The following is a 26887-nucleotide window of genomic DNA, read 5'->3' as shown; positions in this document are numbered from 1 at the left end:
GGTGACGCGGGTGCCGCGCTCGGTGGCGGTGACCCGGGTGCCGGGAGTGGTGCGGGTGGCGGTGACGCGCGTGCCCCGGTGGGTGGCGGTGACCCTGGTGCCCGCCGTGACGCGGGTACCGCGCTCGGCGGCGGTCACGCGGGTGCCCCGGGTGACGCGGGTGCCGAGGCCGCTGAGGGTGACGCGGGTGCCGAGCACGAAGGCGGTGACCCGGGTGCCCCGGGTGACGCGGGTGCCGCGTTCGACGGCCGTCACCCTGGTGCCCATGAACAGCAGCGAGGTGACCCTGGTGCCGCGGGTGACGCGCGTTCCGCAGGTCACCCTGGTGCCCCGGGTGACGCGGGTCCCCCTGGTGACCCGCGTGCCCGCCGTGACGCGGGTGCCCCGGCTCTCCGGCGCGGTCCACGCGATCCGGAACGCGGTGACGCGGGTGCCCGGCTCCAGTGCGGTGACTCGCGTGCCCCTGGTGACGCGGGTGCCTCGGGTGACCCTGGTGCCCGCTTCCAGTGCGGTGACGCGGGTTCCGGGCTCCAACGCGGTGACTCGCGTGCCCCGGGTGACCCTGGTGCCCGCTTCCAGCGCCGTGACACGGGTGCCCGGCTCCAACGCGGTGACCCGCGTGCCCCTGGTGACACGGGTGCCGGGCTGCGAAGCGGTGACGCGGGTTCCCCTGGTCACGCGGGTGCCTGCTTCCAGTGCGGTGACGCGGGTTCCGCGCTCCACCGAGGTGACGCGGGTGCCTCGGGTGACCCTGGTGCCCGCTTCGAGCGCGGTGACGCGGGTGCCCGGTTCCTGTGCTGTGACGCGGGTTCCCCTGGTGACGCGCGTCCCGGCCTCCAGCACCGCCGTGACGCGGGTGCCCGGCTTCGCCGTCATCTCCGTGACGCGGGTCCCCCTGGTCACGCGGGTTCCGAGTTCGAGGGCGGTGACCCGGGTCCCCCTGGTCACCCGGGTGCCTCGGGTCACCCGGGTTCCGGCGGAGAGGGTGGTGGCGGCCAGGTGAAGGCCACTCTGCTGCACTCCCTCACCCGATCGGGTGATAGCGGCGGCCGGGTTGGAGCGGGTGGGGGTGTACATGGAGTGGCCTCCTGGGGGATTGGAGCGCTTCTAATTGTCAGATGACTCTTTCGCAAGGGCCGTACAGGTGAAAAGCTATGACCCCGGGCGGTCACCGACAAGACGTTGTGGCGCGTCTTGGTGGCGCACATGCGCAGTTGAGGCCGTTCGCCCCTTGCCGATACGCCCAAAGAGCTACCTCTGCGGGCGTCACTCGGCCGATCGGCCTTACCAGGAGAGCACCAACCGAAGGCCCCGTGCCCGCACGCACTCGCGGGGGCAGGCGGGAGTCGTCGCACCCCGTCCGACCTCGTCCGTTACGGTAGCGCTCGTGACACCCGTCGAGACCGTTCTCGTCCTCGCGGTGATCCCGCTGGCCATCTACGGCGTGATCGCCCTGCTGACGCTGCGCGAGAAGTTCGCCAGGTCGCCCCGCTACCGCCCCGGCCAGGAGTGGGAGCACCCGCCCGTGTGGTGGACGGCCAACCCCGGTGGGCTCGGTGCGGGGCACCCCGTCCTGTCCGCCGGTGGCCACTCCGGTGGTCACTCCACCGGTGCCCACTCCGCTGACGTCCACTCGGCCGAACACGCCGACTCCGCGCTCGTGCGCACGGCCAAGGGAGGTGCCCGTGGCAGCTGGTGAGCTCGTCCACGCGAACCACGCCGACGACCAGGTCGTCGAGGACCCCGAGCACGGCATCGGGGTGGCCAGGACCGCCAGCGGGCGGCTCTCGGTCGCCCGCGAGAAGGTGCCCGCCGCCCCCGGCCTGCCGTTCAACGCCGTGCAGCTGTCCCGGCTCGACGAGGCGCTGACCCTGGCGTCGCGGGCGACCGGCATCGGCTTCAGCGTCTACCTCGGCGACCTCGGTGCCGACCCGCGCGACAGGGCCGAGGAGCTGCACGCGGGCATCGGTGCCGCGTCCGCCGACTCGGCGCTGATCGCGGTGTCGCCGGGGCAGCGCAAGGTGGAGATCGTGACCGGCACCGAGGCGGCCCGCAGGCTGCCCGACCGCGGCTGCAACCTCGCCGTGATGAGCATGGTGGCCTCCTTCAAGGAGGGCGACCTCACCGGCGGACTGGTCAGCGCCCTGCGGATGCTGGCCGACCAGGCGGGCCACGCCCCCCGGCACTGAGCACGACCCGAAGCACACCGACACGCAGAAGGCCCGGACCCCGCGAGGGGTCCGGGCCTTCTGCCGTCAGGTGATCAGCTGCCGTCGAACTCGCGGGCCGCCAAGGCGCGGACGATGCCCGCCCGGCCCTCGGTCACCAGCCTGCGCAGCGCGGGCGGGTGCTCCCCGGTCAGCCACTCGTCCGCCGCCTCGACCGTGCTCGGCACGACCGCCCACGCCGGGAACAGGCCCAGGGCCACCGACTGGGCGCGCTCGCTGGAGCGCCGCGCCCACACGTCGGCCACGTCGGCGAAGTAGGACGGGGCGTACCCGGCGAGCAGCTCGCGCTGGGCGGGGTGGGAGAAGCCGGTGATGATGGCCTCGTTCACCGCGTTGGGCAGCTCGTCGTCGCGGGTGGCGCGGCGCCACGCCTCGGCCTTGGCCTCGGCGGTGGGGCGCAGCGCGGTGGCCCGCTCGGCCTGGCGGTGGCCCGCGGCGGTGGAGTCGCGGCGCAGCTCCGCCTCGATCTCCGCCTCGCCCGCCGCGCCGTGCGCGACCAGGGCGTGCAGCAGCCGCCAGCGCAGGTCGGTGTCGACGACCAGGCCCTCCAGCGGTGCGGAGCCGTCGAGCCAGCCGCGCAGCACGGTCAGCTTCGCCTCGTCCAGGACCGACCCGGCCAGGGAGTTGGCGAAGGCCAGCTGGTGGTCCGAACCCGGGGCCGCAGACCGCGCCAGCTCCAGGATGCGGTCGGTGAAGGTCTGCCAGCCGGTGGGCGCCCAGGCCGGGTCGGCGTAGGAGCCGAGCGCGGTCTGCGCCTGCATCAGCAGCCGCTGCACCACGCCGACCTCGGTCTCCGCGGCCAGGCCGTGCGCCACCAGGGTGACGAAGTCGCGGGCCTTGAGCTCCGCCTCGCGGGTCATCTCCCAGGCCGCCGACCAGCACAGGGTGCGCGGCAGCGGCTCGGTGATGTCGCCGATGCGGTCGATCAGGGTGGTCAGCGACACCGGGTCCAGGCGCATCGTGCAGTAGGTCAGGTCGTCGTCGTTGACCAGCAGCAGCTTGCCCCGGCCGACCCCGAGCAGCGCGGGCACCTCGGTGCGCTCGCCGTCGACGTCGACCTCCACCCGGTGGGTGCGGACCAGGTTGCCGTCGGCGTCGTCGTCGTAGACGCCGATCGCGACCCGGTGCGTGCGCAGCTCGCCCTTGCCCGGCTTCGCCCCGCCCTGGAGCACGGCGAACTCGGTGAACTTCCCGTCGGCGTCCACCTCGAACCGGGCGCGCAGCGAGTTGAGGCCGGTGGTCTGCAACCACTGGGCGCTCCACCACGACAGGTCGCGGCCCGACGCCTCCTCCAGCGCCCCCAGCAGGTCCGACAGGGTCGCGTTGGCCCAAGCGTGCTTGGCGAAGTACACCTTGAGCCCGGACAGGAAGTTCTCCAGCCCCACGTACGCCACGAGCTGCTTGAGCACGCTCGCGCCCTTGGCGTAGGTGATGCCGTCGAAGTTGACCTCGACCGCCTGCACGTCCGGGATGTCGGCCGCGACCGGGTGCGTCGAGGGCAACTGGTCCTGCCGGTAGGCCCAGGACTTCTCGATGTTGGCGAAGCTGGTCCAGGCGTGCTCGTACTCGGTGGCGTTGGCCTGCGCCAGCACCGAGGCCCAGGTGGCGAAGGACTCGTTGAGCCACAGGTCGTCCCACCAGCGCATGGTGACCAGGTCGCCGAACCACATGTGCGCCATCTCGTGCAGCACCGTCTCGCAGCGCCGCTCGTAGGCGTAGCGGGTGACCCGGCTGCGGAAGACGTAGTCCTCCAGGAAGGTCACGCAGCCCGCGTTCTCCATCGCGCCCGCGTTGAACTCCGGCACGAAGCACTGGTCGTACTTGCCGAACGGGTAGGCCACGCCGAAGCTCTCGTGGAAGAACCCGAAGCCCTGCTTGGTCTCGGTGAACAGCCGGTCGGCGTCCATGTGCTCGGCCAGCGACGCGCGGCAGTAGATGCCCAGCGGGATGGTGCCGTGCGCGTCGCTGAACTCGTCGCGCCACTCGGCGTACGGGCCCGCGACCAGCGCCACCAGGTAGGTGGAGATCCGGTCGGTGGTCTCGAACTCGTGTCGGACCGCCCCCTGGACCCCGCCCTCGACGTCGGTGGTGGTGGCCGTGGCCGCGTTGGAGATCACCTTCCAGCCGCGCGGGGCGATGACCCGGACGGTGTAGGTGGCCTTGAGGTCGGGCTGGTCGAAGCAGGCGAACATGCGCTTGGCGTCGGCCGTCTCGAACTGCGTGTACAGGTACACGCCCTTGTCGACCGGGTCGACGAACCGGTGCAGGCCCTCACCGGTGTTGGTGTAGGAGCAGGTGGCCGACACGGTCAGCTCGTTGGTCTCGGCGAGACCGGTCAGCACCAGGCCGTCCTCCTCGCGGTAGTCGTCGACCGGCAGCGCGGTGCCGTTCAGCTCGGCTGACTCCACCGACGCCGCGATCAGGTCGATGAAGGTGTCCGCGCTCGGATCGCCGCTGCGGAACCGCACCGTGCTGCGCGAGGAGAACGTCGTCTCGCCCGGCTGACCGATCCCGTCGGTCAGGTCCAGCTCGATGACGTAGGACTCGACCTCAAGCAGGGCGGCACGCCGTTGTGCTTGGTCTCTGGTCAGGTTGGGCGCGGCCACTCAATACACCTCGGCGGACTCGTCGATCTCGGAACTGACAATCGCATCCAATCACGCCCCGGGTCCTCCCCGTGGCCGGGAAGGATTCGGATCCGCCGCGCGTTGCACCGCCCAGAGGGCGGTCGCGCCCCCGAACACCGCACGCCGAACCGAGTACGGAGATCACGTCGATGACCGCTGCGCAGTCCTCCGGGGCACCCGTGACCAGGACCAAGGTCGACTTCTACTTCGATCCCGCCTGCCCGTTCGCCTGGATCACGTCCCGGTGGATCCTGGAGGTCGAGAAGCACCGCGACCTCGACCTGAACTTCCGGGTGATGAGCCTGTCCGTGCTCAACGAGGGTCGGGACCTGCCGGAGCAGTACCGCGCACTGCTGGACAAGGCGTGGGGACCGGTCCGGGTCGCGGTGGCCGCGGCGCAGGCGCACGGCGAGGGGGTCCTGCGCGACCTGTACACCGCCCTGGGCACCCGCATCCACAACCAGGGCAACAAGGACACCGACGCCGTCATCGCCGAGGCTCTGGCCGAGGTGGGCCTGCCCGCCGAGCTGGCCGCGGCCGCGCACACCGACGAGTACGACGAGGCCCTGCGCAAGATGCACCACGAGGGCATGGACCCGGTCGGCGAGGACGTGGGCACCCCGACGATCCACATCGACGGCGTGGCGTTCTTCGGTCCGGTCCTGTCGTCGATCCCGCGCGGGGAGGAGGCCGCGAAGGTCTTCGACGGCGCCCGGCTGCTCGCGGCCTACCCGGACTTCTTCGAGCTGAAGCGCACCCGCACCGGTGAGCTGAACTTCGACTGAGCGCCCGCGCGCGTTCGTTGACCGATCGCTGACCGACCACGGCGTTCTCACCGGGTGTGACCGAGGATGCCGTGGTCGGTTCGCCCGCGCTGTGCCATCGTGGCCGTGTGCCACCGCCAGGGCACGGTTCCCACCACGCTTGGAGGATGGATCAATGGCTGCTCCGGTCACCGCGCGCACCGGCCACGTCATCGGTGGTTCGCTGGTCGACGAGGCCGGTGACCGCATCGACGTGGTGAACCCGGCCACCGAGGAGGTCATCGCCTCGGTCCCGGCGGGCACCCCGGCCGACGTGGACGCCGCCGTGCGCGCCGCCCGCGCCGCGTTCGCGGGCTGGTCGGTGCGCGACCCGAAGGAGCGCGCCGCGGCCGTGCTGCGGGTCGCCCAGGGCATCGCGGCCCGCCGCGACGAGCTGGCCGCGACCATCACCGCCGAGATGGGCGCGCCGATCTCCTTCGCGGCGAAGGTGCAGGCGAGCCTGCCCGCGGCGACGTCGTCGGCGGTGGCGAAGCTGGTCCTCGACGGCGGCTACGACTTCACCGAGGAGGTCGGCAACTCGCTGGTCGTGCGCGAGCCGGTCGGCGTCGTCGGCGCGATCACCCCGTGGAACTACCCGCTGCACCAGATCGTGGCGAAGGTGGCCCCGGCGCTGGTCGCGGGCAACACGGTGGTGCTCAAGCCCAGCGAGGTCGCCCCGCTCAACGCCAACGTCTTCCTGGAGATCCTCGCCGAGGCGGGCATCCCCGACGGCGTGGTCAACCTGGTGCACGGCACCGGCCCGGTCGTCGGCGACGCCATCTCCGGGCACCCGGACGTGGACATGGTGTCGTTCACCGGGTCCACCGCCGCGGGCAAGCTGGTGTCGGTCAACGCCGCGGGCACGGTCAAGCGGGTCGCGCTGGAGCTGGGCGGCAAGTCCGCCAACGTGATCCTCGACGACGCGGACCTGGAGCGGGCCGTGAAGATCGGCCTGGGCAACACGTTCATCAACGGCGGTCAGACCTGCTCGGCCTGGACCCGGTGGGTCGTCCCGGCCGCCCTGCACGACCGGGTGGTCGAACTCGCCGTCGCCAACGCGGCCAAGTACACCGTCGGCGACCCCACCGAGGCCACCACCCGCATCGGCCCGATGGCCTCCCTCGCCCAGCGCGACCGGGTCCTGGGCTACATCGCCGACGGGGTGGCCGAGGGCGCGACCCTGGCCCACGGCGGCACCACCGACGGCCTGCCCGGCACCGGCGCGTTCGTCCCGCCGACGGTGTTCGCCGGGGTGCGCTCGGACATGAAGATCGCCCAGGAGGAGATCTTCGGCCCGGTCCTGTCGATCCTGCCCTACGCCGACGAGGACGAGGCCGTCGAGATCGCCAACTCCACCATCTACGGCCTCGCGGGCGCCGTGTTCGCCGGGGACGACGACCGCGCCCTGCGGGTGGCCCGCCGCCTGCGCACCGGCCAGGTCGACATCAACGGCGGCGCCTACAACCCGGCCGCCCCGTTCGGCGGCTACCGGCAGTCGGGCAACGGCCGCGAGCTGGGCAAGTTCGGGCTGGAGGAGTTCACCGAGGTCAAGTCCATCCAGCGCTGAGGTCCGCGGAGGCCCCCGGTTCGCGCCGGGGGCCTTCCGCTGCCCGGGCCGGGTCAGCGCTGGGCGGCGAGTTCGGCGCGCTGGGCCTCGACGAAGGCCCGGTCGACCGGGTCGCCGTGCCCGGGGACCACGACGTCGGCGGCCCCGAGGCGGCCCAGCACCCCCACCCAGGACGCCACGTCCGCGTCCGGGCCCACCGCCGGGGGAGCGCCCTGCTCGACCAGGTCACCGGCGAACAGCACCCCCGCGTCCGGCACCCGCACCACCACGTCGCCCGGGGTGTGGCCGGGCCCGAGGTGCCGCAGCTCGACCACCCGGCCGCCCAGGTCCAGCTCCACCCGGTCGAGCACCTCGCGATCCGGCACGACCACCGGCGACCGGGCCAGCCGCGCCGCCCGGAACGGCTCCCGCGCCGACCACTCGGCCACCTGCGCGGCCGTGCCGTGCGCGATCTCCGCCGCGGCCGCCGGGTGCGCCCACACCGGCAGCGGGCCGAACGCGGACGTGCCCAGGTGGTGGTCCCAGTGCCCGTGGGTGATCACCGCCGACCACGGCAGCGCGGTCAGCTCCCGCACGGCCGCGGCGAACTCGGCGCCGTGCCCGGCGTCGGTGCCGGTGTCGACCAGCAGGCAGCGCTCGGTGCCCAGGACGAGCCCCAGGGTCAGGTCGAGGTCGGCGTGGCGGCGGGCGAACACCCCGTCGGCGAGTTCCAGCCAGGTCACCGCACCGGTCTACACCACGATCCGCATCGGCCGCCCGGTCGCCGGGTCGACCTCGCCGCCCAGCACGTCCGCATCCCCGGCCGCGTGGCGCCGCGCGGACCAGGCCGCGGCCAGCGCGTCCAGGGCGTCGTCGGTGGACGCGGTCTCGGGTGCCGAGGCCAGCGCGGTGGCCGCGTCCACGAACGGCAGCAGCGCCGTGATGCGCTGACCCACGCCCGCCGCCGACTTCTTCCGGGCGAACACCCGGCCGGGCGCCAGCGCGCGGAAGCTCAGCTCCGGGTGCACCTCGACCACCCGGTCGTCGACCACCGCGTCCCACTCGGCGATCTTCGGCGTGATGCCCCAGGTCTGGATGGGGATCGCGACCCCGGCCGCGGTCTCCGCCCGGCTGATCGCGCACGCCTCCGCGTAGTCCGCAGCCCGCAGCACCCCGCGCACCGGGGCGGAGAACACCGACGATCGAGCGTCACCCAAACGGGTTCGCGCTTGTTTGTCGCAGGCCCGCGAGCCCGTGTCCGACAGGCCGATCGGGATGTCCACAGCGATCACCGCGCACTCCTCGGTGACCGCCAGCACCCCCGCCGCGTCGTCGGCGGCGTGCCACACCACGGGCCGGTCCGGCCGCACCACCGCGACCACCCAGCCACCCCGGACACCGTCCACCCCGGCCACCACTGCCATGCCTACCGCGTCGCAACCCTCGTGTCCGGCGTTACCCGCGGGGATGGCACACTCGCCGACGTGCGCGTCTACCTCGGATCGGACCACGCGGGCTTCGAACTCAAGGCCCACCTCGCCAACCACCTCGCCGCGGCGGGCCACGACGTCGTCGACGTCGGTCCGCACGCCTACGACGCCCAGGACGACTACCCGCCGTTCTGCGTGGAGACCGCCCGCCGGGTCGTCGACGACCCGGGCAGCCTCGGTGTGGTGATCGGCGGGTCCGGCAACGGTGAGCAGATCGCGGCCAACAAGGTCCCCGGCTGCCGCGCCGCGCTGGCCTGGAGCACCGAGACCGCGCGGCTGTGTCGCGAGCACAACGATGCCCAGGTCATCGGTGTCGGCGCGCGGATGCACAGCACCGAGGACGCCACCGCGATCGTCGAGGCGTTCCTGGCCACCCCGTTCTCCGCCGACGAGCGGCACGCCCGCCGCATCGGTCTGCTGACCGAGTACGAGCGCACCGGCACGCCGCCTGCCCTGCCCGCCTGATGCCGGAGGGGCACGCGCTCCACCGCCTCGCCCGGCTGCACCAGCGGCGCTACGCCGGGCACCCGGTGGCCGTGTCCAGCCCGCAGGGCCGGTTCGCCGCCGATGCGTCCCTTGTGGACGGTCGGGTGCTCCGCCGGGCCGAGGCGCACGGCAAGCACCTGCTGCACGTGTACGACACCGACCTGGTCGTGCACGTGCACCTCGGGCTCTACGGGTCGTTCGCCGAGCACGAACTCCCCACGACCGCGCCCGTGGGCCAGGTCCGGATGCGGCTGGTCGGCCCGACGCACTGGACCGACCTGCGCGGCCCCACCCGGTGCGAGGTCCTCACCGCCGCCGGGGTCGAGGCGCTGCACGCCCGCCTGGGCCCCGACCCGCTGCGCCGCGACGCCGACCCGGACCCGGCGTGGTCGCGCATCTCGCGGTCGCGCACCTCGATCGGCGTCCTGCTGATGGACCAGTCCGTGCTGGCGGGCGTGGGCAACATCTACCGCGCCGAGGTCCTGTTCCGGCACGGCGTCCACCCGCTGCTGCCCGGTAGGTCCCTGGACCGGGCCTGCTGGGACGACATGTGGGCGGACCTGGTCGTCCTGATGCGGACCGGTGTCCGCCGCGGCCGCATCGACACCGTCCGCGACGAGCACCTGCCCCGGGCCATGGGTCGGGCTCCCCGCCGGGACCGCCACGGCGGCGAGGTCTACGTCTACCGCCGCACCGGCCTGCCGTGCCTGGTCTGCGGCACCGAGGTGCGCGGGGAAGTGCTGGCGGGCCGCAACAACTACTGGTGCCCCACCTGCCAACCCGAGTAGTCGACTGAGTCCACCCCGGACGCGCGGAGGGCCGGGCACCGATCGGTGCCCGGCCCTCCGCGCGTCGGCTCAGAAGTCGAAGCCGCCCATGTCGCCGCCGCCCCAGTCGCCACCGGAGTCGCTGCCGCTCCAGTCGCCCTCGCCGCCGCCCGCGTCGCCCTGGTCGGCGGCCGCCGCGTCGGCTTGGCCCGCGTCGTAACCGGACTCCCACGCCTGGGCGTCCGGGATGCCCGCCATGCCGGAGAACATGGCGCTGAACAACAGCACCGACCCCATGCCCCAGGCGCCTGCCACCAGCGCGGGCTTCCACCACGGTTCGCTGTACCAGCCCTGCGGCACCGGTCGGCCCGCCACCCGACCACCCGGGTAGTAGTGCGGGGTGTTGTTCCCCGGCTGCGGGGAGGCCTCGTAGTCGTGGCCCTCCACGCTCACCCGCCGGTCCTGCTCGACCCGGCCCGCGGCCTGCTGCTCGGGGTCGGCAGGCAGCTCCGGCCCGGGGTCGATGCCCATGGCCGTGCGCGCGGCCCGCACGTAGTACAGGCCCTCCATCGCCGTCTTGGTGACCAACCGGCACTGCTCGGCCGTGGTCGCCTGCTCCATCTGCGACCCGGCCGCGGTGTAGCGCTCGGACGCGTCGGCGAGCGCCTGCCGGGACGCCTCGTCGGTGCCGGTCAGGTTCACCACCTGCCCGCCCAACCGCTCCACCCAGCGGCGTGCCTCCGCCTTGGCGTCGTCGAGCCTGCGCTGCTTGGCCACACCGCTGTTGCGCACGGCCACCGCGCCGATGGCCACGACCGCCAGGACCACGATGACCAGCAGGATCGTGCCCATGTTTCCTCCCCGTGCCGGGAAAACCACTCGTACTGGACAACGCACCGGCGCGCCCAGGGTTCCCGGGGGTCAGCCGTTCTCGGACTAATCCGTTTCGCGGGGGGCCGCAGACCGATAGGGTTCGCTGATGCAGCGACGGTCGCCGGAACCCCTCGGGTGAACATGGTCCCGCCGGTGCTGGTCCGCGAGGCCACCGCCGAGGACGCCGCCGCCGTGGGCGAGGTGCACGCGGAGGCCTGGCACCAGGCCTACCGGGACCTGTTCGAGCCGGAGTGGCTGGCCAGGTTCGTCGCCGAGCGCCGGGTCCGCTGGCCCGCGAGGATGGCCACCCCCGAGTTCGCCACCGACACCCTCCTCGTCGCCGAGCGCGGCGACAGCGTCGTGGCCTTCGCCTGGTTCGGCCCCTACCCGGACAAGCCCGCCGACGTCGAACTGCGCGCCTGCTACGCCCACCCGTCGGTGTGGGGCACCGGCGTCTCCCGCGCCCTGATGGACGGGGTGTGGGACGCGGTGGCCGACTACCGCCGCGTCCGCCTGTGGACCCTGGCGGGCGCCAACCGGGCCCGCCGCTTCTACACCAAGGAGGGCTTCGCCGAGACCGGCCTCTTCCGCGAACACGACTTCGGCGACACCCGCCCGGTCCTGCAACTGGAATACGCGGCCACACCCCCGCGCTGAGGCCCTGGCGCGAGGCGGGGTCCGGCGGTCCGCGTGAGCCTGCGTGCGCTGCTACCGCAGGTAGGGCAGTCCGGCCTCGTCGAGCCCGCGCTCCACCCGCTCCCGCACGCCCGGCGCCACCGCGAGTTCCCCGAGCCGCTCCGGCTCCACCCACTCGGCCCCGTCGGCGAGGTCCCCGTCCACCGGCCGCGCCCGCAGCACCACCGCGAACTCGCCCGCGCTGTCCAACCCCACCAGCGACGCCCCCGCCACCACCACGCCGGTCTGCGCCAACACCACCCGCGCCGCCGCCGCGACGACGGTCTCCCCGGTCCGCGCGGCCCCGGTCGGCAGTTCCAACCGCCCGCCGCGGTCCACCATCAGCACCAACCCGGCGTCGTCGACCACCAGCACGGCGGTCGCCAGGGCGTTCTCCATCACGGTCATGTGCCCAGTGATACCCGAGCGGTCGATCTTCCCGCCGAAGCCCAGGTGAACACCAACTCCTCCCGGTGCGAAAAGAGGCCACCGGCGGCGACCCGGCGGGACGCGACCCCGAGGCCCCTGCGGCGAGGGACCGCACCCCCGTTCGGCGGAAGACGCGGCGATCCCCGCCCGCGACGGCCGGGCTCCTGCTCAGGCGCAGCGGGTGGTGCCGGTCCACCCGACGGCGCCCCCGACCGCGTCCACCGCACCGTCGAGCCGTGGTCCTGAGTGGAGCTCGACGGGGTGGCAGGCGGCAGGTGTTCCACCCCGCGCGCGGCGGCGATCGGCGGCGACATGTCTGCCGGGAGGGGAGCGGGGCCCAGATGGCACGCCTGGCCCCCCGAGCGGAGGGTCGTGGAGCGCTGTGCCTGCTCCACCCAACCGTTCCAGGACGCGAAAAGGGGCACCCACCAGCGTGGATGCCCCTTTGTCGGGCTGACAGGATTTGAACCTGCGACCCTCCGCTCCCAAAGCGGATGCGCTACCAAGCTGCGCCACAGCCCGGGGTACTTCGCACAGAGCCTAGCGCCACCCGCTACTGTTGCCCACGCAGCGCTCGACAGCGCTGCGTATGCGGGCGTAGCTCAATGGTAGAGCCCTAGTCTTCCAAACTAGCTACGCGGGTTCGATTCCCGTCGCCCGCTCCGCTGAAACGGCCGGTCGTGGACCGGCCGTTTTCCACGTGCGCACCCCCGGCTCCCCACCTGCGCGTGCTCGCCTAGACTCGGGGGCTGACCCCGGCCGAGTCGCCGGGTACGCCCCCTGACAGTCGCACGAGGAGATCACGTTGAAGAGCACCGTCGAGCAGCTGAGCCCGACGCGGGTACGGATCAACGTCGAGGTGCCGTTCGACGAGCTCAAGCCGAACTTCGACCGCGCATACCGCAAGCTCGCAGGCCAGGTCCGCATCCCCGGGTTCCGCCCGGGCAAGGCCCCCGCCCGGGTCATCGAGTCCCGGATCGGTCGCGCGCCGATTCTCGACGAGGTCGTGAACGAGGCGATCCCGGCCAAGTACATGGAGGCCGTGACCGCCGGTGAGGTGAAGACCCTCGGTCAGCCCGACATCGAGGTCACCAAGCTCGAGGACGGCGACCACCTCGCCTTCACCGCCGAGGTCGACGTCCGCCCGGACATCACCATCCCCGCCTACGGCGACTTCAGCGTCACCGTCGACGACCTCGACCTGGCCGACTCCGAGGTGGACGAGCAGCTCGACGAGCTGCGCGCCCGCTTCGGCACGCTGACCGGCGTCGAGCGCCCGGTGGAGAGCGGGGACTTCGTCTCCATCGACCTCTCCGCCACCGTCGACGGCCAGGACGTCGAGGAGGCCAAGACCTCCGGCCTGTCCTACGAGGTCGGCTCCGGCGAGCTGATCGAGGGCATCGACGAGGCCCTCGTCGGCACCCCCGCCGGGGAGACCAAGACCTTCACCACCACCCTGGTCGCGGGCGAGTTCGCGGGCAAGGAGGCCGAGGTCGCGGTGACCGTGCAGTCGGTCAAGACCCGGGAGCTGCCCGAGGCCGACGACGACTTCGCCCAGCTTGCCAGCGAGTTCGACACCATCGAGGAGCTGCGCGCCGACCTGCGCGAGCGGCTGTCGCGGGTGAAGAAGATGCAGCAGGGCGTGCAGGCCCGCGACAAGATCCTCGAGGCCCTCCTGGAGACCGTCGAGGTCCCGATCCCGGAGAAGGTCCTCGAGTCCGAGATCGAGTCGCGCCAGCACGACGCGGTGCACAGCTTCGACCACGACCAGGACAAGCTCAACGAGTTCCTGGCCACCCAGGACCAGACCCGCGAGCAGTTCGACACCGAGGTGCGCGAGGAGGCCGAGAAGTCGGTCCGCACGCAGCTCATCCTCGACGCCCTCGCCGAGGCCGAGCAGGTCCAGGTCAACGACCAGGAGCTGACCGAGCGCATCGTCTACCAGGCGCAGCGCTTCGGCGTCAGCCCGGACGAGTACGTCCAGCGCGCCCAGCAGTCCGGCCAGCTCGGCGCGATCTTCGCCGACGTGCGCCGGGGCAAGGCGCTGGCCGCGGTGGTCCGCCAGGCGACCGTCACCGACGAGTCGGGCGAGACCGTGGACCTGAGCGAGCTGTTCGGCCCGGTCGAGGACGCCCCCGCCGAGTCGGCGGAGGCCCCCGCGGTGGTCGAGGCCGAGGTCGAGCCGGAGCCCGCCAAGTAACGGCCGTGTTCCGGCGGGAGAGTCTGTGACGCTCTGAGCGAAAGTGGGCGGTGTCGGGAAGTCGGCGCCGCCCACCTTCGTTAGTGTCGGTCGTGGAGATCGGTTTTAGTTGTGAAGAGACTTTGTGGAGAAGGCAGGCAGACGTGACGCAGCACCACTCGCCCCACATGCGGTCCGCCACCGCGGGGCTCAACCTGAACGACTCGGTGTACGAGCGGCTGCTCCGTGAGCGCATCGTCTTCCTCGGCTCCGAGGTCGACGACGACATCGCCAACCGGATCACCGCGCAGCTGCTCCTGCTCAGCGCCGAGGACCCGGAGCGGGACATCACCTTCTACATCAACTCGCCCGGTGGCTCGGTGACCGCGGGCATGGCGATCTACGACACCATGCAGCTCATCGAGCCGGACGTGGCCACCTGGGGCATGGGCCTGGCCGCCTCCATGGGCCAGTTCCTGCTCGCCTCCGGCACCCCGGGCAAGCGCTACGCGCTCCCGCACACCCGGATCATGATGCACCAGCCGTCCGCGGGCGTCGGGGGAACCGCGTCCGACATCGCCATCCGCGCGCAGGTCTACGCCCGGTGGAAGCACGAGATGGCCGCCATCACCGCCGAGCAGACCGGCCAGACGATCGAGCGGATCACCGCCGACGCCGACCGCGACCGCTGGTTCACCGCCGAGGAGGCCAAGGAGTACGGCTTCGTCGACCACGTGGTGCAGCGGGCCACCCAGACCCCCAACGGCAACTGACGACCGCGGACGAAAGAACCCCAGGAGCCTCCAGTGAGTGATCTTCACCTCCCCCAGTCCCGGTACGTGCTGCCGTCCTTCGTCGAGCGCACGAGCTACGGGGTCAAGGAGTCGAACCCGTACAACAAGCTCTTCGAAGAGCGGGTCATCTTCGTCGGCGTCCAGATCGACGACGCGTCGGCCAACGACGTCATGGCCCAGCTCATCTACCTCGAGTCGGCCGACCCGGACCGCGACATCACGATGTACATCAACTCCCCGGGTGGCTCGTTCACCTCGCTGATGGCCATCTACGACACGATGCAGTACGTCCGGCCGGACATCGCCACCTTCTGCCTGGGCCAAGCGGCCTCGGCCGCCGCGGTCATCCTGGCGGCGGGCACCCCGGGCAAGCGCTTCGCGCTGCCCAACGCCAGGGTGCTCATCCACCAGCCCGCCACCGAGGGCGTCTACGGCCAGGTCTCGGACCTCGAGATCCAGGCCGCGGAGATCCAGCGCGTGCGCAAGCTGCTGGAGACCACCCTCGCCCGGCACACGGGCAAGGACGAGGACCAGGTCCGCACCGACATCGAGCGCGACAAGATCCTCACCGCCGCCGAGGCCAAGACCTACGGCATCATCGACGAGGTGCTCCCGTACCGGAAGCTCTCGGCCCAGGGCTAGTCGGGCACCCCGGCGCGTTGCCGCGTCCGGGGGAAAAAGCCGACACGCGACCCGTTTTCGGGTTACCGTGACGGACTGGATTCCTCCGGATTCGGCCGCGCCGGGTCTCAAGGTTCTCCCGCAGACCGGGTGTCGGCGGGTACCGTCGGAGGCAACGGCCGGAAACGGCCCCTCTCCACCGTCGAACGACCGGCGTGCGGAGCGGGTTCCCGGGTCCGGTCGGACACACAGCCAGGCGCACTTTCCCCGGTGCGCCGGAGGGGACAGAGGTCAGCGGTCATGGCACGTATCGGTGACGGCGGAGACCTGCTCAAGTGCTCTTTCTGCGGGAAGAGCCAGAAGCAGGTGAAGAAGCTCATCGCCGGCCCCGGCGTGTACATCTGTGACGAGTGCATCGATCTCTGCAACGAGATCATCGAGGAGGAGCTGGCCGAGGCCGGTGACGTGAAGCTCGACGAGCTGCCCAAGCCCGCCGAGATCCACGACTTCCTCGACCAGTACGTCATCGGGCAGGACGACGCGAAGCGCTCGCTGGCGGTGGCGGTCTACAACCACTACAAGCGCATCCAGGCCGGTGACCGCGCCCGGCCCGAGGGCCGCGAAGGCCGCGAGTCGCGCGAGGAGACCGTCGAGCTGGCCAAGTCCAACATCCTGATGTTGGGCCCGACCGGCTGCGGCAAGACCTACCTGGCGCAGACCCTGGCCAAGCTGCTCAACGTCCCCTTCGCCATCGCCGACGCCACGGCGCTGACCGAGGCGGGCTACGTGGGCGAGGACGTCGAGAACATCCTGCTCAAGCTGATCCAGGCCGCGGACTACGACGTCAAGCGGGCCGAGACCGGCATCATCTACATCGACGAGGTCGACAAGATCGCCCGCAAGAGCGAGAACCCGTCGATCACCCGCGACGTGTCCGGCGAGGGCGTGCAGCAGGCGCTGCTCAAGATCCTGGAGGGCACCACGGCGAGCGTGCCCCCGCAGGGCGGCCGCAAGCACCCGCACCAGGAGTTCATCCAGATCGACACCACGAACGTCCTGTTCATCGTGGCGGGGGCGTTCGCGGGCCTGGAGAAGATCATCCAGGACCGCGTCGGCAAGCGCGGCCTCGGCTTCGGCGCCGAGATCCGCAGCAAGGCCGACATCGACAGCGCCGACTTCTTCGGCGACACGATGCCCGAGGACCTGATCAAGTTCGGTCTGATCCCCGAGTTCATCGGCCGCCTGCCGGTCCTGGCCAGCGTCACCAGCCTGGACAAGCGCTCCCTGGTCCAGATCCTGATGGAGCCGCGCAACGCCCTGGTGAAGCAGTACCAGAAGCTCTTCGAGATGGACGGCGTCGAGCTGGAGTTCACCGACACCGCGCTGGAGGCGGTCGCCGACCAGGCCATCCTGCGCGGCACCGGCGCCCGGGGTCTGCGCGCCATCATGGAGGAGGTCCTCCAGTCGGTCATGTACGACATCCCCAGCCGCACCGACGTGGCGAAGGTCGTCATCACCGAGCAGACGGTCCGCGAGAACGTCAACCCCACCATCGTCTCCCGCCAGCCCTCCCGCCGCGAACGGCGCGAGAAGTCGGCCTGAGGCACGGCTGTGCGGCAGGCCCCGGGCACCACGCCCGGGGCCTGCCGCTTTTCCGGGAGTCGGGCGGTCAGGCCTTGGCCGACGTCGGGGCGTGCCTGCCGAGGAACGACAGCACGTCGGGGACGACCTTGCGGTAGAAGCTGTCGCCGTGGCCGCCGGGGCCGGTGTAGGCGACCTCGGGCTTGGCCAGGCGCATGAACTTGCGGGCGCCCTCGATGAAGTGGTCCTCGGTGCCGCACCAGATGCCGACCGGCGCCCGGTCGATCTTCTCCACGTTGCGCAGCGGGTCCAGGGCGGCCCACTCGGTGTTGCTCTTGAACGCGCGCCGGGTGCTCATCTCGCGCCACGACATCAGCAGGCCGGGGGAGATGGCGGCGACGGCGGACACCGGCTGTGCCCGCTCCTGGCGCCTGCGGGCGTAGAGCAGCGCGCCGAAGCCGCCCATCGACACCCCGGCGCAGGCGAACGGGGTGCCGGTGGCGTCGCCGAGGCCGCGGGCGCGCAGCCAGGCGGGGACCTCGTCGAGGAGCATGGCCATCGGGTTGTCGCCGACGTGGTTCTCGTGCCAGTAGTTGTCGCCGCCGTCGACGGCGACGAAGGCGAACGGCGGGAGGGTGCCGTCGGCGACCCCGCCTGCCAGGGTCTGCGCCAGGCCGGTCGGCGCGGCTTGGCGGGCCCTGCCGCGCAGGCCGTGCAGGAACAGGCAGACCGGCAGGTTCCGGGCGGACAGCTGGTCCGGCAGGATCGTCACCAGGTCGACCTCGCGGCCCCGCGCGGCGGAGTGGACGCGCTCGGTGCGGATCCGCGGTTCGGCCGACCCGGCGGTCACCAGGTCGACGACCCCGCTGGCGGCGCCGACGCCGATTCCGGCGGTGGCCAGCCCCGCCGCCCCCGCGAGCAGCAGCGTCCGCCTGCGCAGCGGACTGCCCCCGCCTGACTCCCCGTCGGCCATGGCGCCCCTCCGTGGTCCCCCGGGCGGATCCGCCGCCCTCCCCCTCAGCAATCGTGAGACGCGGCCCGAGTGTTTCTCGGTTCAGGTGACCGTCCGCGTGCGACTTTGTTAACACCTTCACCCGGATAGCCCACCGGGGCACCCGTCACACGTCCCCGTTCAGATCACCGAGCGTGTTCGCAGGTCGGCGATGTCCGCGGCGGTGTAGCCGAGCCAGGTCAGCACCGGCTCGGTGTGCTCGCCCAGACCGGGGACGGCCGCCGCCGACCAGGTCCAGCCGTCGGAGTCCACCGGCGGGCGCAGCATCGGCACCTCGCCGCCGGGCACGGCGACGGTCGTCCACCGGTCGCGGGCGGTGAGCTGCGGGTGCGCGGTCAGCTCGCCGACGCCGCGGGTGCGGGCGGCGGGGACGTCGGCGGCGTCCAACCTGGCCAGCAGGTCGTCGGCGGGAACGGTGTCGAAGAACGGTTGCAGCTCCGCGTGCAGCTCCGGTCTGCGGGCCACCCGGTCGGCGACGGTGCGGAACCGCGGGTCCTCGGCCAACTCGGGCCTGCCGACCACCGCGGCGCACAGCCGCCGCCACTGCCCGTCGTTCTGCACGGCCAGGTGCACCGCGCCGTCGCGGCAGGGGAACGGGCCGTACGGGGCGATCGTCGGGTGGTGGGCGCCGTGCCGCGACGGTTCCCGGCCGGTGCCGTGGGCGTACAGGGCGGGCTGGTGCATCCACTCGGCCAGCGCCTCCATCAGCGTCAGCCGCAGCGTCGCGCCCTCCCCGGTCCGGCCGCGGCGCACCAGCGCGGCCAGCACGGCGGCCTGCAACTGCACACCGCCCGCGATGTCGGCGACCGAGATCCCGGCCCGGGCCACCGAGTCGCCGTCGCCGGTCAGCGCGACCAGCCCGGCCTCGGACTGGATCAGCGCGTCGAACGCCTTCCGGTCACCGTACGGGCCGCCTTCCCCGTACGAGGACAGCTCCGCCACCACCAGCGAGGGGTGCGCGGCACGCAGCGTGTCCGCGTCCAGGCCGAGCCTGCGCGCCGCGCCGGGGGACAGGTTGCAGGTGACCACGTCCGCCCGCGCCACCAGCTCGGCCACGACCCGGGCCCCGGCCGGGTCCTTGAGGTCCAGGGCCACCGATTCCTTGCCGACGTTGGTCCAGGCGAAGTAGCTCGACACCTCCCCGCAGGAGGTGTCGTACTGGCGGGCGAAGTCCCCGGTCCCCGGCCGCTCCACCTTGATCACCCGGGCGCCCAGGTCGGCCAGCAGTCGCGTCGCATAGGGCACGGCCACCGCCTGCTCCAGGCTGACGACCAGCACCCCCTCCAACGGCCTCATCCGATCCGGTCCTCACCTGCGTAGACGTTCATGGTGTCGCCGCGCAGGAAGCCGACCAGCGTCATGCCCTGCTCGGCGGCCAGTTCCGCGGCCAGCGACGACGGCGCCGACACCGCGGCCAGCACCGGCACGCCCGCCATCGCCGCCTTCTGCACCAGCTCGAACGACGCCCGCCCGGACACCAGCAGCACCGTGCCGCCCAGCGGAACCCGCCCGTCGAGCAGCGCCCGGCCCAGCACCTTGTCCACGGCGTTGTGCCTGCCCACGTCCTCGCGCACCGCGATCGGCTCGCCGGTGGCGGTGAACAGCCCCGCCGCGTGCAGGCCGCCGGTGCCGTCGAACACCTTCTGCTGAGCGCGCAGCACGTCCGGCAGCGCGCTCAGCGTCTCCGGGGCCACGCGCACGTCGTCGGCGGCGGGGGAGAAGCGGGTCTTGAGCTTCACCGCGTCCAGCGCCGCCTTGCCGCAGACACCGCAGGAGGAGGTCGTGTAGAAGTTGCGCTCCACGCCGGGGTCGGGCGGCGGCACCCCGTCGGCCAGGGCGACGTCGAGCACGTTGTAGGTGTTGCGGCCCTGCTCGTCCACGCCGTCGCAGTAGCGGGCGATCGAGACGTCCTCGGCGTGGCCGATGACGCCCTCGGTCAGCAGGAACCCGTGCGCCAGCTCCACGTCGTGGCCCGGTGTGCGCATGGTCACCGCCAGCGCCTTCCCGCCGACGCGGATCTCCAGCGGCTCCTCGGCGACCAGCGTGTCCTGCCGCGTGCGCGCCTCCCCGGCCGACAGCCGCACCACGGTCCTGCGCACCGTCACCCGTCCCATGCCGCCCAGCCTAGTTGTGTTTGGCTGGGCGGCATGGGCACCGAGGATGTCGAGGGTGGCGCGGCGGACGGGGCGATGGTGATCGGGGCTACAGCGGACGGGGTGGCGGCGGGTGGCGTGGTCCCGGGCAGGCGGGTGCTGGTGACCGGGGCGTCCGGTGGCATCGGGTCGGCGGTGGCGGCGGCGTTCGCCCGCCTCGGCGACAAGGTCGCCGTTCACTGCTCGGCGAGCCCGGACCGGGCCGCCGCCGTCCTCGCCGACCTCCCCGGCGACGGGCACGCCCTGGTCGAGGCCGACCTCGGCGACCTGGCCCGGGTGCCCGGGCTGGTCGAGGCCGTGGTCGACGGGCTGGGCGGCCTGGACGTGCTGGTCAACAACGCCGCGGTGATGAACCCGGCGCACCCGCCGGTGGACACCCCGTACGCGGAGTGGGTCGCCGCCTGGCAGCGGATCGTCGGGGTCAACCTGATCGGCGCCGCCGCGCTCACCCACCAGGCCGCGGCCGTGATGGTCCGCCAGGGCACCGGCGGCCGGGTGGTCAACGTCGGCTCCCGCGGCGCCTTCCGCGGCGAGCCCGAGTACCCGGCGTACGGGGCGAGCAAGGCGGGCCTGCACGCCCTCGGTCAGTCCCTCGCTCTCGCCCTCGCCCCGCACGGCATCTCCGTGACCTCGGTCGCCCCGGGCTTCGTGGCGACCGAGCGGGTCTCGCAGCGGCTCGACGGCGCCTCGGGCCAGGCGATCCGCGCGCAGAGCCCGTTCGACCGGGTGGCCACACCGGAGGAGGTCGCCGCCGCGGTGGTCTACCTGGCCTCGGGCCCGGCGCTGTGGGCCTCGGGGGCGGTCCTCGACCTCAACGGCGCCTCCTACTTGCGGACGTAGCCCGCGCCCGCCGCGTAGACCTAGGGTTGGGCCGTGGCGACGGACCGGTATGACGTTGTGGTGGTCGGGGGCGGGCACAACGCGCTGGTGGCCGCGGCCTACCTGGCGCGGGCCGGGCGGTCGGTGGTAGTGCTGGAGCGGCTCGGGCACGTGGGCGGGGCGGCGGTCAGCGCAGGCCCGTTCCCCGGGGTGCGGCTGAGTCGGTACTCGTACCTGGTGAGCCTGTTGCCGGACCGGGTCGTGGCGGACCTGGGGCTGCGGCTGGACCTGCGGTCGCGGTCGGTGTCGTCGTACACGCCGGTGCGGCGGGACGGGGTGGACACCGGGTTGCTGGTGGAACGCGAACCCGGGCCGGTGACGGAGGCGTCGTTCCGGGAGCTGACCGGGTCGGACGCGGAGTTCGAGCGGTGGGCGGAGTTCTACGGCGGGCTGGCGCGGATGGCGCGGGTGGTGGCGCCGACGATGCTGGACCCGCTGCCGAGCCGCGACGCCCTGCGGCGGCTGGTGTCGGACGCGGCGGGGGAGCACGTGTGGCGGCAGGTGTTCGATCAGCCGCTGGGCACGTCGATCGAGGAGATCTTCGCCGATGACGTGGTGCGCGGGGTGGTCGCCACGGACGGGCTCATCGGCACGCACACCTCGCTGACCTCGGCAGACCTGTTGGCCAACCGCTGCTTCCTGTACCACCTTGTCGGCAACGCGACGGGGGAGTGGCGGGTGCCCGTGGGTGGCATGGGGTCGGTCACGGCCGAGCTGGCGCGGGTGGCGGTCGAGGCGGGGGCGGAGATCCGCACCGGCGCCGAGGTGATCCGGGTGGACGCGGACGACGCGCACGCCGAGGTCACCTACCGGACCGCCGACGGCGAACAGGTGCTCGGCGCCGGGCACGTGCTGTCCGGGGTGGCACCCGCTGTGCTGGACCGGTTGCGCGGCAGGGAATCGGTGTCGCCGGTGGGTGCGCAGTTGAAAATCAACGTCCTGCTGGACCGGTTGCCCCGACTGCGGTCCGGTGTGGACCCGCGTCAGGCGTTCGCGGGCACGTTCCACCTCGACGAGTCCTATTCGGACCTGGAAAGGGCTTACCGGCAGACGGCTTCCGGTGCGCTGCCGGACACGCCGCCCGGTGAGATGTACTGCCACACGCTGACCGACCCGTCCATCCTGGACCCGGAACTGGCGGCCCGCGGTGCGCACACGCTGACCCTGTTCGGCCTGCACCTGCCACCCGCCCTGTTCGCAGGCGACAACGACGGCGTGCGCGACACCCTGGTCCGCCGCTACCTCGACGGCCTCGACCGCCACCTCGCCGACCCGATCGACGAGTGCGTCGCGCGCGACGCCGACGGGCGGCCGTGCGTCGAGGCGCGGACCCCGCTCGACCTGGAGGCGGAATTGGCCATGCCCGGCGGCAACATCTTCCACGGCGACCTGTCCTGGCCGTTCGCCGACGACCCCGACTGGGGTGTGGAGACCGACGTCGCCGCACTGCGGGTGTGCGGTTCGGGCTCCCGGCGCGGCGGCGGGGTCAGCGGCATCGGCGGGCACAACGCGGCGATGTCCCTGCTGGAGCCGGTCCGATGACGACGTGGAGCAACCGCCGGGCGGCCCGCAAGGTCGCGCTGGCCTACCTGGTGGTGGTCACGCTGGTGTTCATCGGCGTCGCCCTGGTGATCGCCACGAACGACTCACCGGACGGCTCGTTCGCCCCGGTGCTGGCGTTCGTGGTGACGCTGCCCGCGTCCCTGGTGATCATCCTGCTGCCCGAGTTCCCCGAGCCGTGGGGCGGGGTCGTCGCCGGGGTGGGCCTGGTCGCCGTCGCCCTGGTGCAGGCGTGGCTGCTGTGGCTGCTGTTCCGCGGTCACCGCAGGCCCTGACCCGACGCCGAACCCGGACCGGTCGCGGGTCGGAGCCAGGCGGTGCGCCCGATCCTGACCCGCGCGGTCCGGCCGTGGCCCGGTCACCGACCGGGCGCGGGCCTCAGGCGGCCAGGGCGGCCTTGACCTGCGACACCGACGGGTTGGTCTGGGTCGAGCCGTCCGGGTAGTGCAGGGTCGGCACCGTCCGGTTGCCGTTGTTGACGCTCATGACGAACTCGGCGGCGTCCGGGTTCTCGTCGATGTCGATCTCGGTGTACTCGATGCCCTCGGCTGCCAGCCCCGCCTTCAGGCGCGCGCAGAAGCCGCACCAACCGGTGGAGTAGAAGGTCAGGGTGCTCGGCGCGGACGACATTCGGTGGCGCTCCCGGTTCGCTGGGGGATCGGACACCACAACAACACCGGCGACCGGGCCGACCATGCCACCCCCGGGTGAGTCCTGGATCACAGCAGGCGCGATCGGCCCCGCCTCCCGCCCGCCCGGCCCGGCGGCGACCCCCGTTCACACGTGGTTGTGGGCGCTCACCTCCAACCGCACGACGATCGACTTCGAGGTCGGGGTGTTGGACTGGTCGGCCGTGGAGTCCAGCGGCACCACCGCGTTGGCCTCCGGGAAGTAGGCGGCCGCGCAGCCGCGGGCGGTCGGGTACGACACCACGCGGAACCGCTCCGCCCGACGCTCGACCCGGCCGGTCGGGTCGTCCGGCCACTCGCCCACCAGGTCCACGATCGCCCCGTCCGCCAACCCCAGCTCGGTGAGGTCGCCGGGGTTGACCAGCACCACCCGGCGCGCGTCCTTGATGCCGCGGTAGCGGTCGTCGAGGCCGTAGATGGTGGTGTTGTACTGGTCGTGGCTGCGCAGGGTCTGCAACAGCAGGCGGCCCTCGGGGACCTCCAGCACGGTCAGCGGGTTCGCGGTGAACACCGCCTTGTCGTCGCGCGTGCCGGTGAACTCCCGGGAGTCGCGCGGCGCGTTCGGCAGCACGAACCCGTCGGGCCTGCGGACCTTGGTGTTGTAATCCTCGCACCCCGGCACGACCCGGGCGATGTGCTCCCGGATCAGGTCGTAGTCCCCGGCCAGCTCCGCCCACGGCACCGGGTGCTCCGGCCCGAACAGCGCCAGCGCCAGCCCGCAGACCACACCCACCTCGGACAGCAACCGGTCGCTCGCGGGTTCGAGCCTGCCCCGCGACCGGTGCACCACCGACATCGAGTCCTCCACGGTGACGAACTGCTCGCCCCCGGCCTGCAGGTCCCGCTCGGTCCGACCGCGCACCGGCAGGATCAGCGCCGTCTCCCCGTGCACCACGTGCGAGCGGTTGAGCTTCGTCGACACCTGCACGGTCAGCTCGCACGACCGCATCGCCGCCTCGGTGACCTCGGTGTCCGGGGCCGCGGCGACGAAGTTGCCGCCCACGGCGAAGAACGCCCGCACCTTCCCCTCGCGCATGGCCCGGATCGCGCCCACCGTGTCCAGGCCGGGTTCGCGCGGCACGTCGACGCCGAACTCCCCCTCCAGCGCGGCGAGGAACTTCTCCGGCATCTTCTCCCAGATCCCCATCGTGCGGTCGCCCTGCACGTTGGAGTGCCCGCGCACCGGGCACAGCCCCGCCCCCGGCTTGCCGATCATCCCGCGCAGCAGCACCACGTTGGCGATCTCGCGGATGGTCGGCACCGAGTGCTTGTGCTGGGTGATCCCCATGGCCCAGCACACGATCGTCCGCTCGGAGTCGGCGAACATCCGGGCGACCCCCTCGATCTCCGCCCGGTCCAGCCCGGTCGCCCGCAGCACCCGCGCCCAGTCCAGCCCGCGCAGGTGCTCGGCGTACTCGGCGAAGCCCTCGCTGCGGGTGTCGACGAAGTCCCGGTCGACCACCGTGCCGGGGGCCTCGTCCTCCCAGGCCAGCAGCAGGTGCCCGATCGCCTGGAACAGCGCCTGGTCGCCGCCGAGCCTGATCTGCAGGAACTCGTCGGCCAGTTCGGTGCCCCGGCCCAGCAGGCCGCGCGCGTTCTGCGGGTTCTTGAACCGCAGCAGCCCCGCCTCCGGCAGCGGGTTGACGGCCACGATCTTCGCCCCGGCGTCCTTGGCCTCCTCCAGCGCGGAGAGCATCCGCGGGTGGTTGGTGCCCGGGTTCTGCCCGACCACCACGATCAGGTCGGCGATCGTCAGGTCGGCCAGCGTCACCGAGCCCTTGCCGATGCCGGTCGTCTCCGCCAGCGCCGCGCCGGAGGACTCGTGGCACATGTTGGAGCAGTCCGGCAGGTTGTTGGTGCCGAACGAGCGCACCATCAGCTGGTACAGGAACGCCGCCTCGTTGCTGGTGCGCCCCGAGGTGTAGAACGCCGCCTCGTCCGGTGTGGACAGACCGCGCAGCTTCCCGGCGATCACCTCGAACGCGGTCGCCCAGTCCACCGGCTCGTAGTGCGTCGCCCCCGGCCGCAGCAGCACCGGGTGGGTGATCCGGCCCTGCTGCCCCAGCCAGTGGTCGGTGCGCCCGGCCAGCTCGGCCACGGAGTGCTCGGCGAAGAACTCCGGGCCGACCCGCCGCTTGGTCGCCTCCTCCGCGACCGCCTTCGCGCCGTTCTCGCAGAACTCCGCCAGCTTGCGGTGCCCCTGCGGCTCCGGCCAGGCGCAGCCGGGGCAGTCGAAGCCCTCGCGCTGGTTGAGCAGCCGCAGCGTCCGCGCCGTCCGCGCGGCGCCCATCTGCTGCACCCCGCGTTGCAGCGACACCGCGACGCCGGGGATGCCCGCCGCCCAGCGCTTGGGCTCGCGCACGTCCGGGTTGTCGTCGTCGACATCGTCGACAGGGGGTTTCCGCGTCATGGGGACCATGGTCACCCCTCGGCGGAACATGCGCCACCAGTTGTCCACAGGCACCTCCCACGTAGCGCTGACCTGCGCCGGAGCCGCTGGTGCCTGCCGGAACGCGACCTCAGACCCCGGGCGGGCGGCTCAGGGCGGGCAGCCGATCTCGGCGGGCAGCGGGGCGCTCGGGTCGAAGTAGGCACCCGGGTCCGGGCGCGGCAGCGGGCGCCGGTCGTCGAGGTCGGCGTGGGTGGGGGCGAGGAAACCGCGCTTGTAGGCGTCGCAGGCGATCGAGTAGCCGTAGCCCGCGACGCGCCCGTACCAGAGCCCCTGGCTGCTCTTGGTCCACTTGCCGCCGATCCGCAGGACGTAGTCCACGTCGGCGCGGACGACCACCACCGCGTCCATCGGGTCGACCACCGCGCCCGGCGGGGCGTCGAAGGCGTAGGCGAACAGGTAGTTCGTGTGCACCACCAACTCGCCCACCTCCCCCACCTCCACCCGCATCCCCCCGGTCACCCGGGGCGGGACGGGCAGCAGCGGGCTGGCCGGGTCGGCCAGGCTGACCAGGGCCTGGGCCTCAGGCTCGCGGCCGGTGCCGAACAGCGGGCGCAGCGCCGCGGCCGCGTCCTGGGCCAGCAGCCCCAGGTACCCGCTCGGGTCGTGCCCGCTCACCAGGTTCGGGTCGAGCCTGCTGGCCACCAGCGCGTCGCGCACCAGCGACGTGGCGGCGGCGACCTGGGCGGCGTCGTACGGCCCGACCGGGGCCGGGGGCGGCGGGACGATCCCCGCCGCGCCCTCGGCCCAGCCGGACGCGGGTGTGCCCTCGAACGGCGCGGTCCGGCTGCGCACGGACTCCGGCGGCGCCCCGGCGGCGCCGTCGGTCGGCGACAACCCGCCGCGGCCCGCGAACAGCCCCATGCCGACCAGCAGCATCAGCACCGAGACGGCGACCACCAGCACCATGGCGGTGACCAGCCTGCGCTCGAGCGCCCACAGCCGGGTCCGCCGCGCGTCCCCTCGTCGATCCACCGGCCTCCCCTGCCACCCGCCTGGTGACCACCACATCGAGAGGACGACCGCTCGCGTTAACAACCTGACCG

At 72.7% G+C, this 26887-nt stretch carries 25 protein-coding genes, 2 tRNA genes and 1 pseudogene; 15 read left to right on the top strand and 13 right to left on the bottom strand.

Annotated elements, in window-relative coordinates:
- Positions 1-87: 87 nt before the first annotated feature.
- Positions 88-411: pseudogene (locus L6E12_RS35715) on the bottom strand (hypothetical protein); the annotation flags it as partial.
- 976 nt (positions 412-1387) lie between these two features.
- Between L6E12_RS35715 and L6E12_RS15005 the strand changes: the two are divergent.
- Together L6E12_RS15005 and L6E12_RS15000 are read left to right on the top strand one after the other, a co-directional pair.
- The gene (locus L6E12_RS15005) at positions 1388-1699 is read left to right on the top strand and encodes a hypothetical protein (protein ID WP_236228510.1); all 312 of its coding nucleotides are present in this window, start codon (positions 1388-1390) and stop codon (positions 1697-1699) included.
- Positions 1686-2189 carry a DUF5130 family protein gene (locus L6E12_RS15000; RefSeq protein ID WP_374201878.1) on the top strand — a complete coding sequence of 168 codons (504 nt, stop codon included), beginning with the start codon at positions 1686-1688 and terminating at the stop codon, positions 2187-2189. Before L6E12_RS15005 ends, L6E12_RS15000 begins: the two co-directional genes overlap by 14 nt.
- A gap of 74 nt (positions 2190-2263) precedes the next feature.
- On the opposite strand, the gene pepN is transcribed toward L6E12_RS15000, so the two are convergent.
- The gene (pepN, locus tag L6E12_RS14995; RefSeq protein ID WP_236228509.1) at positions 2264-4834 is read right to left on the bottom strand and encodes an aminopeptidase N; all 2571 of its coding nucleotides are present in this window, start codon (positions 4832-4834) and stop codon (positions 2264-2266) included.
- Between the two features lie 170 nt (positions 4835-5004).
- Between pepN and L6E12_RS14990 the strand changes: the two genes are divergently transcribed.
- Complete coding sequence (locus L6E12_RS14990; RefSeq protein ID WP_236228508.1) at positions 5005-5640, top strand: DsbA family protein; 636 nt, start codon at positions 5005-5007, stop codon at positions 5638-5640.
- Between the two features lie 154 nt (positions 5641-5794).
- Positions 5795-7225, top strand: coding sequence for an aldehyde dehydrogenase family protein (locus L6E12_RS14985; protein ID WP_236228507.1), 1431 nt, complete (start codon positions 5795-5797; stop codon positions 7223-7225).
- A gap of 53 nt (positions 7226-7278) precedes the next feature.
- Here the strand turns inward: L6E12_RS14985 and L6E12_RS14980 are convergent, their stop codons facing one another.
- Positions 7279-7947 carry an MBL fold metallo-hydrolase gene (locus L6E12_RS14980; RefSeq protein ID WP_236228506.1) on the bottom strand — a complete coding sequence of 223 codons (669 nt, stop codon included), beginning with the start codon at positions 7945-7947 and terminating at the stop codon, positions 7279-7281.
- 9 nt (positions 7948-7956) lie between these two features.
- Positions 7957-8628: a DUF429 domain-containing protein gene (locus tag L6E12_RS14975; protein WP_236228505.1), complete on the bottom strand. Its 672-nt coding sequence runs from the start codon at positions 8626-8628 to the stop codon at positions 7957-7959.
- A 60-nt stretch (positions 8629-8688) separates the two neighbouring features.
- Between L6E12_RS14975 and L6E12_RS14970 the strand changes: the two genes are divergently transcribed.
- Together L6E12_RS14970 and L6E12_RS14965 are read left to right on the top strand one after the other, a co-directional pair.
- Entirely contained in the window at positions 8689-9159 is a 471-nt protein-coding gene (locus L6E12_RS14970; protein ID WP_236228504.1) for a ribose-5-phosphate isomerase, read from the top strand.
- Positions 9159-9968, top strand: a complete 810-nt coding sequence (locus L6E12_RS14965) for an Fpg/Nei family DNA glycosylase (RefSeq protein ID WP_236228503.1) — start codon at positions 9159-9161, stop codon at positions 9966-9968. The genes L6E12_RS14970 and L6E12_RS14965 overlap by 1 nt, the downstream gene beginning before the upstream one ends.
- A gap of 69 nt (positions 9969-10037) precedes the next feature.
- Here L6E12_RS14965 and L6E12_RS14960 read toward each other — a convergent pair whose 3' ends face one another.
- Complete coding sequence (locus L6E12_RS14960) at positions 10038-10799, bottom strand: hypothetical protein (RefSeq protein WP_236228502.1); 762 nt, start codon at positions 10797-10799, stop codon at positions 10038-10040.
- Positions 10800-10961: 162 nt separating this feature from the next.
- On the opposite strand from L6E12_RS14960, the gene L6E12_RS14955 reads away from it, so the two are divergent.
- Positions 10962-11477: a GNAT family N-acetyltransferase gene (locus tag L6E12_RS14955; protein WP_236228571.1), complete on the top strand. Its 516-nt coding sequence runs from the start codon at positions 10962-10964 to the stop codon at positions 11475-11477.
- 51 nt (positions 11478-11528) lie between these two features.
- Here the strand turns inward: L6E12_RS14955 and L6E12_RS14950 are convergent, their stop codons facing one another.
- Both L6E12_RS14950 and L6E12_RS14945 read right to left on the bottom strand, forming a co-directional pair.
- On the bottom strand, positions 11529-11903 hold the full coding sequence (locus tag L6E12_RS14950) for an NUDIX domain-containing protein (RefSeq protein WP_236228501.1): 375 nt from the start codon (positions 11901-11903) through the stop codon (positions 11529-11531).
- 469 nt (positions 11904-12372) lie between these two features.
- A tRNA-Pro gene (locus L6E12_RS14945) sits at positions 12373-12446 on the bottom strand.
- 69 nt (positions 12447-12515) lie between these two features.
- Between L6E12_RS14945 and L6E12_RS14940 the strand changes: the two genes are divergently transcribed.
- The 5 genes from L6E12_RS14940 (at position 12516) to clpX (ending at position 17120) form a co-directional block, all read left to right on the top strand.
- Positions 12516-12586 (top strand) — tRNA-Gly (locus L6E12_RS14940).
- A gap of 143 nt (positions 12587-12729) precedes the next feature.
- Positions 12730-14124 (top strand): trigger factor, encoded by a 1395-nt coding sequence (gene tig, locus L6E12_RS14935; protein WP_236228500.1) that lies wholly within the window; start codon positions 12730-12732, stop codon positions 14122-14124.
- Positions 14125-14267: 143 nt separating this feature from the next.
- Positions 14268-14876 (top strand): ATP-dependent Clp protease proteolytic subunit, encoded by a 609-nt coding sequence (locus tag L6E12_RS14930; protein WP_084175542.1) that lies wholly within the window; start codon positions 14268-14270, stop codon positions 14874-14876.
- Positions 14877-14909: 33 nt separating this feature from the next.
- Positions 14910-15539, top strand: a complete 630-nt coding sequence (locus tag L6E12_RS14925) for an ATP-dependent Clp protease proteolytic subunit (RefSeq protein ID WP_236228499.1) — start codon at positions 14910-14912, stop codon at positions 15537-15539.
- A 279-nt stretch (positions 15540-15818) separates the two neighbouring features.
- Positions 15819-17120, top strand: coding sequence for an ATP-dependent Clp protease ATP-binding subunit ClpX (gene clpX / locus L6E12_RS14920; protein WP_236228498.1), 1302 nt, complete (start codon positions 15819-15821; stop codon positions 17118-17120).
- 67 nt (positions 17121-17187) lie between these two features.
- On the opposite strand, the gene L6E12_RS14915 is transcribed toward clpX, so the two are convergent.
- From L6E12_RS14915 to fdhD, 3 genes are all read right to left on the bottom strand, one after another.
- Entirely contained in the window at positions 17188-18072 is an 885-nt protein-coding gene (locus L6E12_RS14915; RefSeq protein WP_236228497.1) for an alpha/beta hydrolase family protein, read from the bottom strand.
- A 159-nt stretch (positions 18073-18231) separates the two neighbouring features.
- Positions 18232-19407: a CaiB/BaiF CoA-transferase family protein gene (locus L6E12_RS14910; protein WP_236228496.1), complete on the bottom strand. Its 1176-nt coding sequence runs from the start codon at positions 19405-19407 to the stop codon at positions 18232-18234.
- Positions 19404-20225 carry a formate dehydrogenase accessory sulfurtransferase FdhD gene (fdhD, locus tag L6E12_RS14905; RefSeq protein WP_236228495.1) on the bottom strand — a complete coding sequence of 274 codons (822 nt, stop codon included), beginning with the start codon at positions 20223-20225 and terminating at the stop codon, positions 19404-19406. The genes L6E12_RS14910 and fdhD overlap by 4 nt, the downstream gene beginning before the upstream one ends.
- Positions 20226-20300: 75 nt before the next feature.
- On the opposite strand from fdhD, the gene L6E12_RS14900 reads away from it, so the two are divergent.
- From L6E12_RS14900 to L6E12_RS14890, 3 genes are read left to right on the top strand one after another with little or no spacing between them, the layout of a single operon-like run.
- Positions 20301-21104: an SDR family NAD(P)-dependent oxidoreductase gene (locus tag L6E12_RS14900; RefSeq protein WP_236228570.1), complete on the top strand. Its 804-nt coding sequence runs from the start codon at positions 20301-20303 to the stop codon at positions 21102-21104.
- A 33-nt stretch (positions 21105-21137) separates the two neighbouring features.
- Positions 21138-22685 carry an NAD(P)/FAD-dependent oxidoreductase gene (locus tag L6E12_RS14895; RefSeq protein WP_236228494.1) on the top strand — a complete coding sequence of 516 codons (1548 nt, stop codon included), beginning with the start codon at positions 21138-21140 and terminating at the stop codon, positions 22683-22685.
- Positions 22682-22978, top strand: coding sequence for an SCO4225 family membrane protein (locus L6E12_RS14890; protein ID WP_236228493.1), 297 nt, complete (start codon positions 22682-22684; stop codon positions 22976-22978). Before L6E12_RS14895 ends, L6E12_RS14890 begins: the two co-directional genes overlap by 4 nt.
- A 103-nt stretch (positions 22979-23081) precedes the next feature.
- On the opposite strand, the gene L6E12_RS14885 is transcribed toward L6E12_RS14890, so the two are convergent.
- From L6E12_RS14885 to L6E12_RS14875, 3 genes are all read right to left on the bottom strand, one after another.
- On the bottom strand, positions 23082-23333 hold the full coding sequence (locus tag L6E12_RS14885; RefSeq protein ID WP_236228492.1) for a mycoredoxin: 252 nt from the start codon (positions 23331-23333) through the stop codon (positions 23082-23084).
- 147 nt (positions 23334-23480) lie between these two features.
- Positions 23481-25802: an FdhF/YdeP family oxidoreductase gene (locus L6E12_RS14880; protein WP_236228491.1), complete on the bottom strand. Its 2322-nt coding sequence runs from the start codon at positions 25800-25802 to the stop codon at positions 23481-23483.
- Between the two features lie 129 nt (positions 25803-25931).
- Entirely contained in the window at positions 25932-26816 is an 885-nt protein-coding gene (locus L6E12_RS14875) for a hypothetical protein (RefSeq protein ID WP_236228490.1), read from the bottom strand.
- Between the last annotated feature and the right edge of the window lie 71 nt (positions 26817-26887).

The organism is Actinokineospora sp. PR83, from assembly GCF_021056305.1.
Classification (GTDB): Bacteria; Actinomycetota; Actinomycetes; order Mycobacteriales; family Pseudonocardiaceae; genus Actinokineospora; species Actinokineospora spheciospongiae.
This window is presented reverse-complemented; position numbering and strand designations above follow the sequence as displayed.

Excerpts from the sequence above, each read along its gene's own strand:
- L6E12_RS14950 (WP_236228501.1), bottom strand. The coding sequence starts at position 11,903 with ATGACCGTGATGGAGAACGCCCTGGCGACCGCCGTGCTGGTGGTCGAC.
- L6E12_RS14960 (WP_236228502.1), bottom strand. The coding sequence starts at position 10,799 with ATGGGCACGATCCTGCTGGTCATCGTGGTCCTGGCGGTCGTGGCCATC.
- L6E12_RS14990 (WP_236228508.1), top strand. The coding sequence starts at position 5,005 with ATGACCGCTGCGCAGTCCTCCGGGGCACCCGTGACCAGGACCAAGGTC.
- clpX (WP_236228498.1), top strand. The coding sequence starts at position 15,819 with ATGGCACGTATCGGTGACGGCGGAGACCTGCTCAAGTGCTCTTTCTGC.
- L6E12_RS14900 (WP_236228570.1), top strand. The coding sequence starts at position 20,301 with ATGGTGATCGGGGCTACAGCGGACGGGGTGGCGGCGGGTGGCGTGGTC.
- L6E12_RS14880 (WP_236228491.1), bottom strand. The coding sequence starts at position 25,802 with ATGACGCGGAAACCCCCTGTCGACGATGTCGACGACGACAACCCGGAC.
- L6E12_RS14955 (WP_236228571.1), top strand. The coding sequence starts at position 10,962 with ATGGTCCCGCCGGTGCTGGTCCGCGAGGCCACCGCCGAGGACGCCGCC.
- L6E12_RS14985 (WP_236228507.1), top strand. The coding sequence starts at position 5,795 with ATGGCTGCTCCGGTCACCGCGCGCACCGGCCACGTCATCGGTGGTTCG.
- L6E12_RS14975 (WP_236228505.1), bottom strand. The coding sequence starts at position 8,628 with ATGGCAGTGGTGGCCGGGGTGGACGGTGTCCGGGGTGGCTGGGTGGTC.
- L6E12_RS14965 (WP_236228503.1), top strand. The coding sequence starts at position 9,159 with ATGCCGGAGGGGCACGCGCTCCACCGCCTCGCCCGGCTGCACCAGCGG.
- L6E12_RS14910 (WP_236228496.1), bottom strand. The coding sequence starts at position 19,407 with ATGAGGCCGTTGGAGGGGGTGCTGGTCGTCAGCCTGGAGCAGGCGGTG.
- L6E12_RS14885 (WP_236228492.1), bottom strand. The coding sequence starts at position 23,333 with ATGTCGTCCGCGCCGAGCACCCTGACCTTCTACTCCACCGGTTGGTGC.
- fdhD (WP_236228495.1), bottom strand. The coding sequence starts at position 20,225 with ATGGGACGGGTGACGGTGCGCAGGACCGTGGTGCGGCTGTCGGCCGGG.
- L6E12_RS14890 (WP_236228493.1), top strand. The coding sequence starts at position 22,682 with ATGACGACGTGGAGCAACCGCCGGGCGGCCCGCAAGGTCGCGCTGGCC.
- L6E12_RS14915 (WP_236228497.1), bottom strand. The coding sequence starts at position 18,072 with ATGGCCGACGGGGAGTCAGGCGGGGGCAGTCCGCTGCGCAGGCGGACG.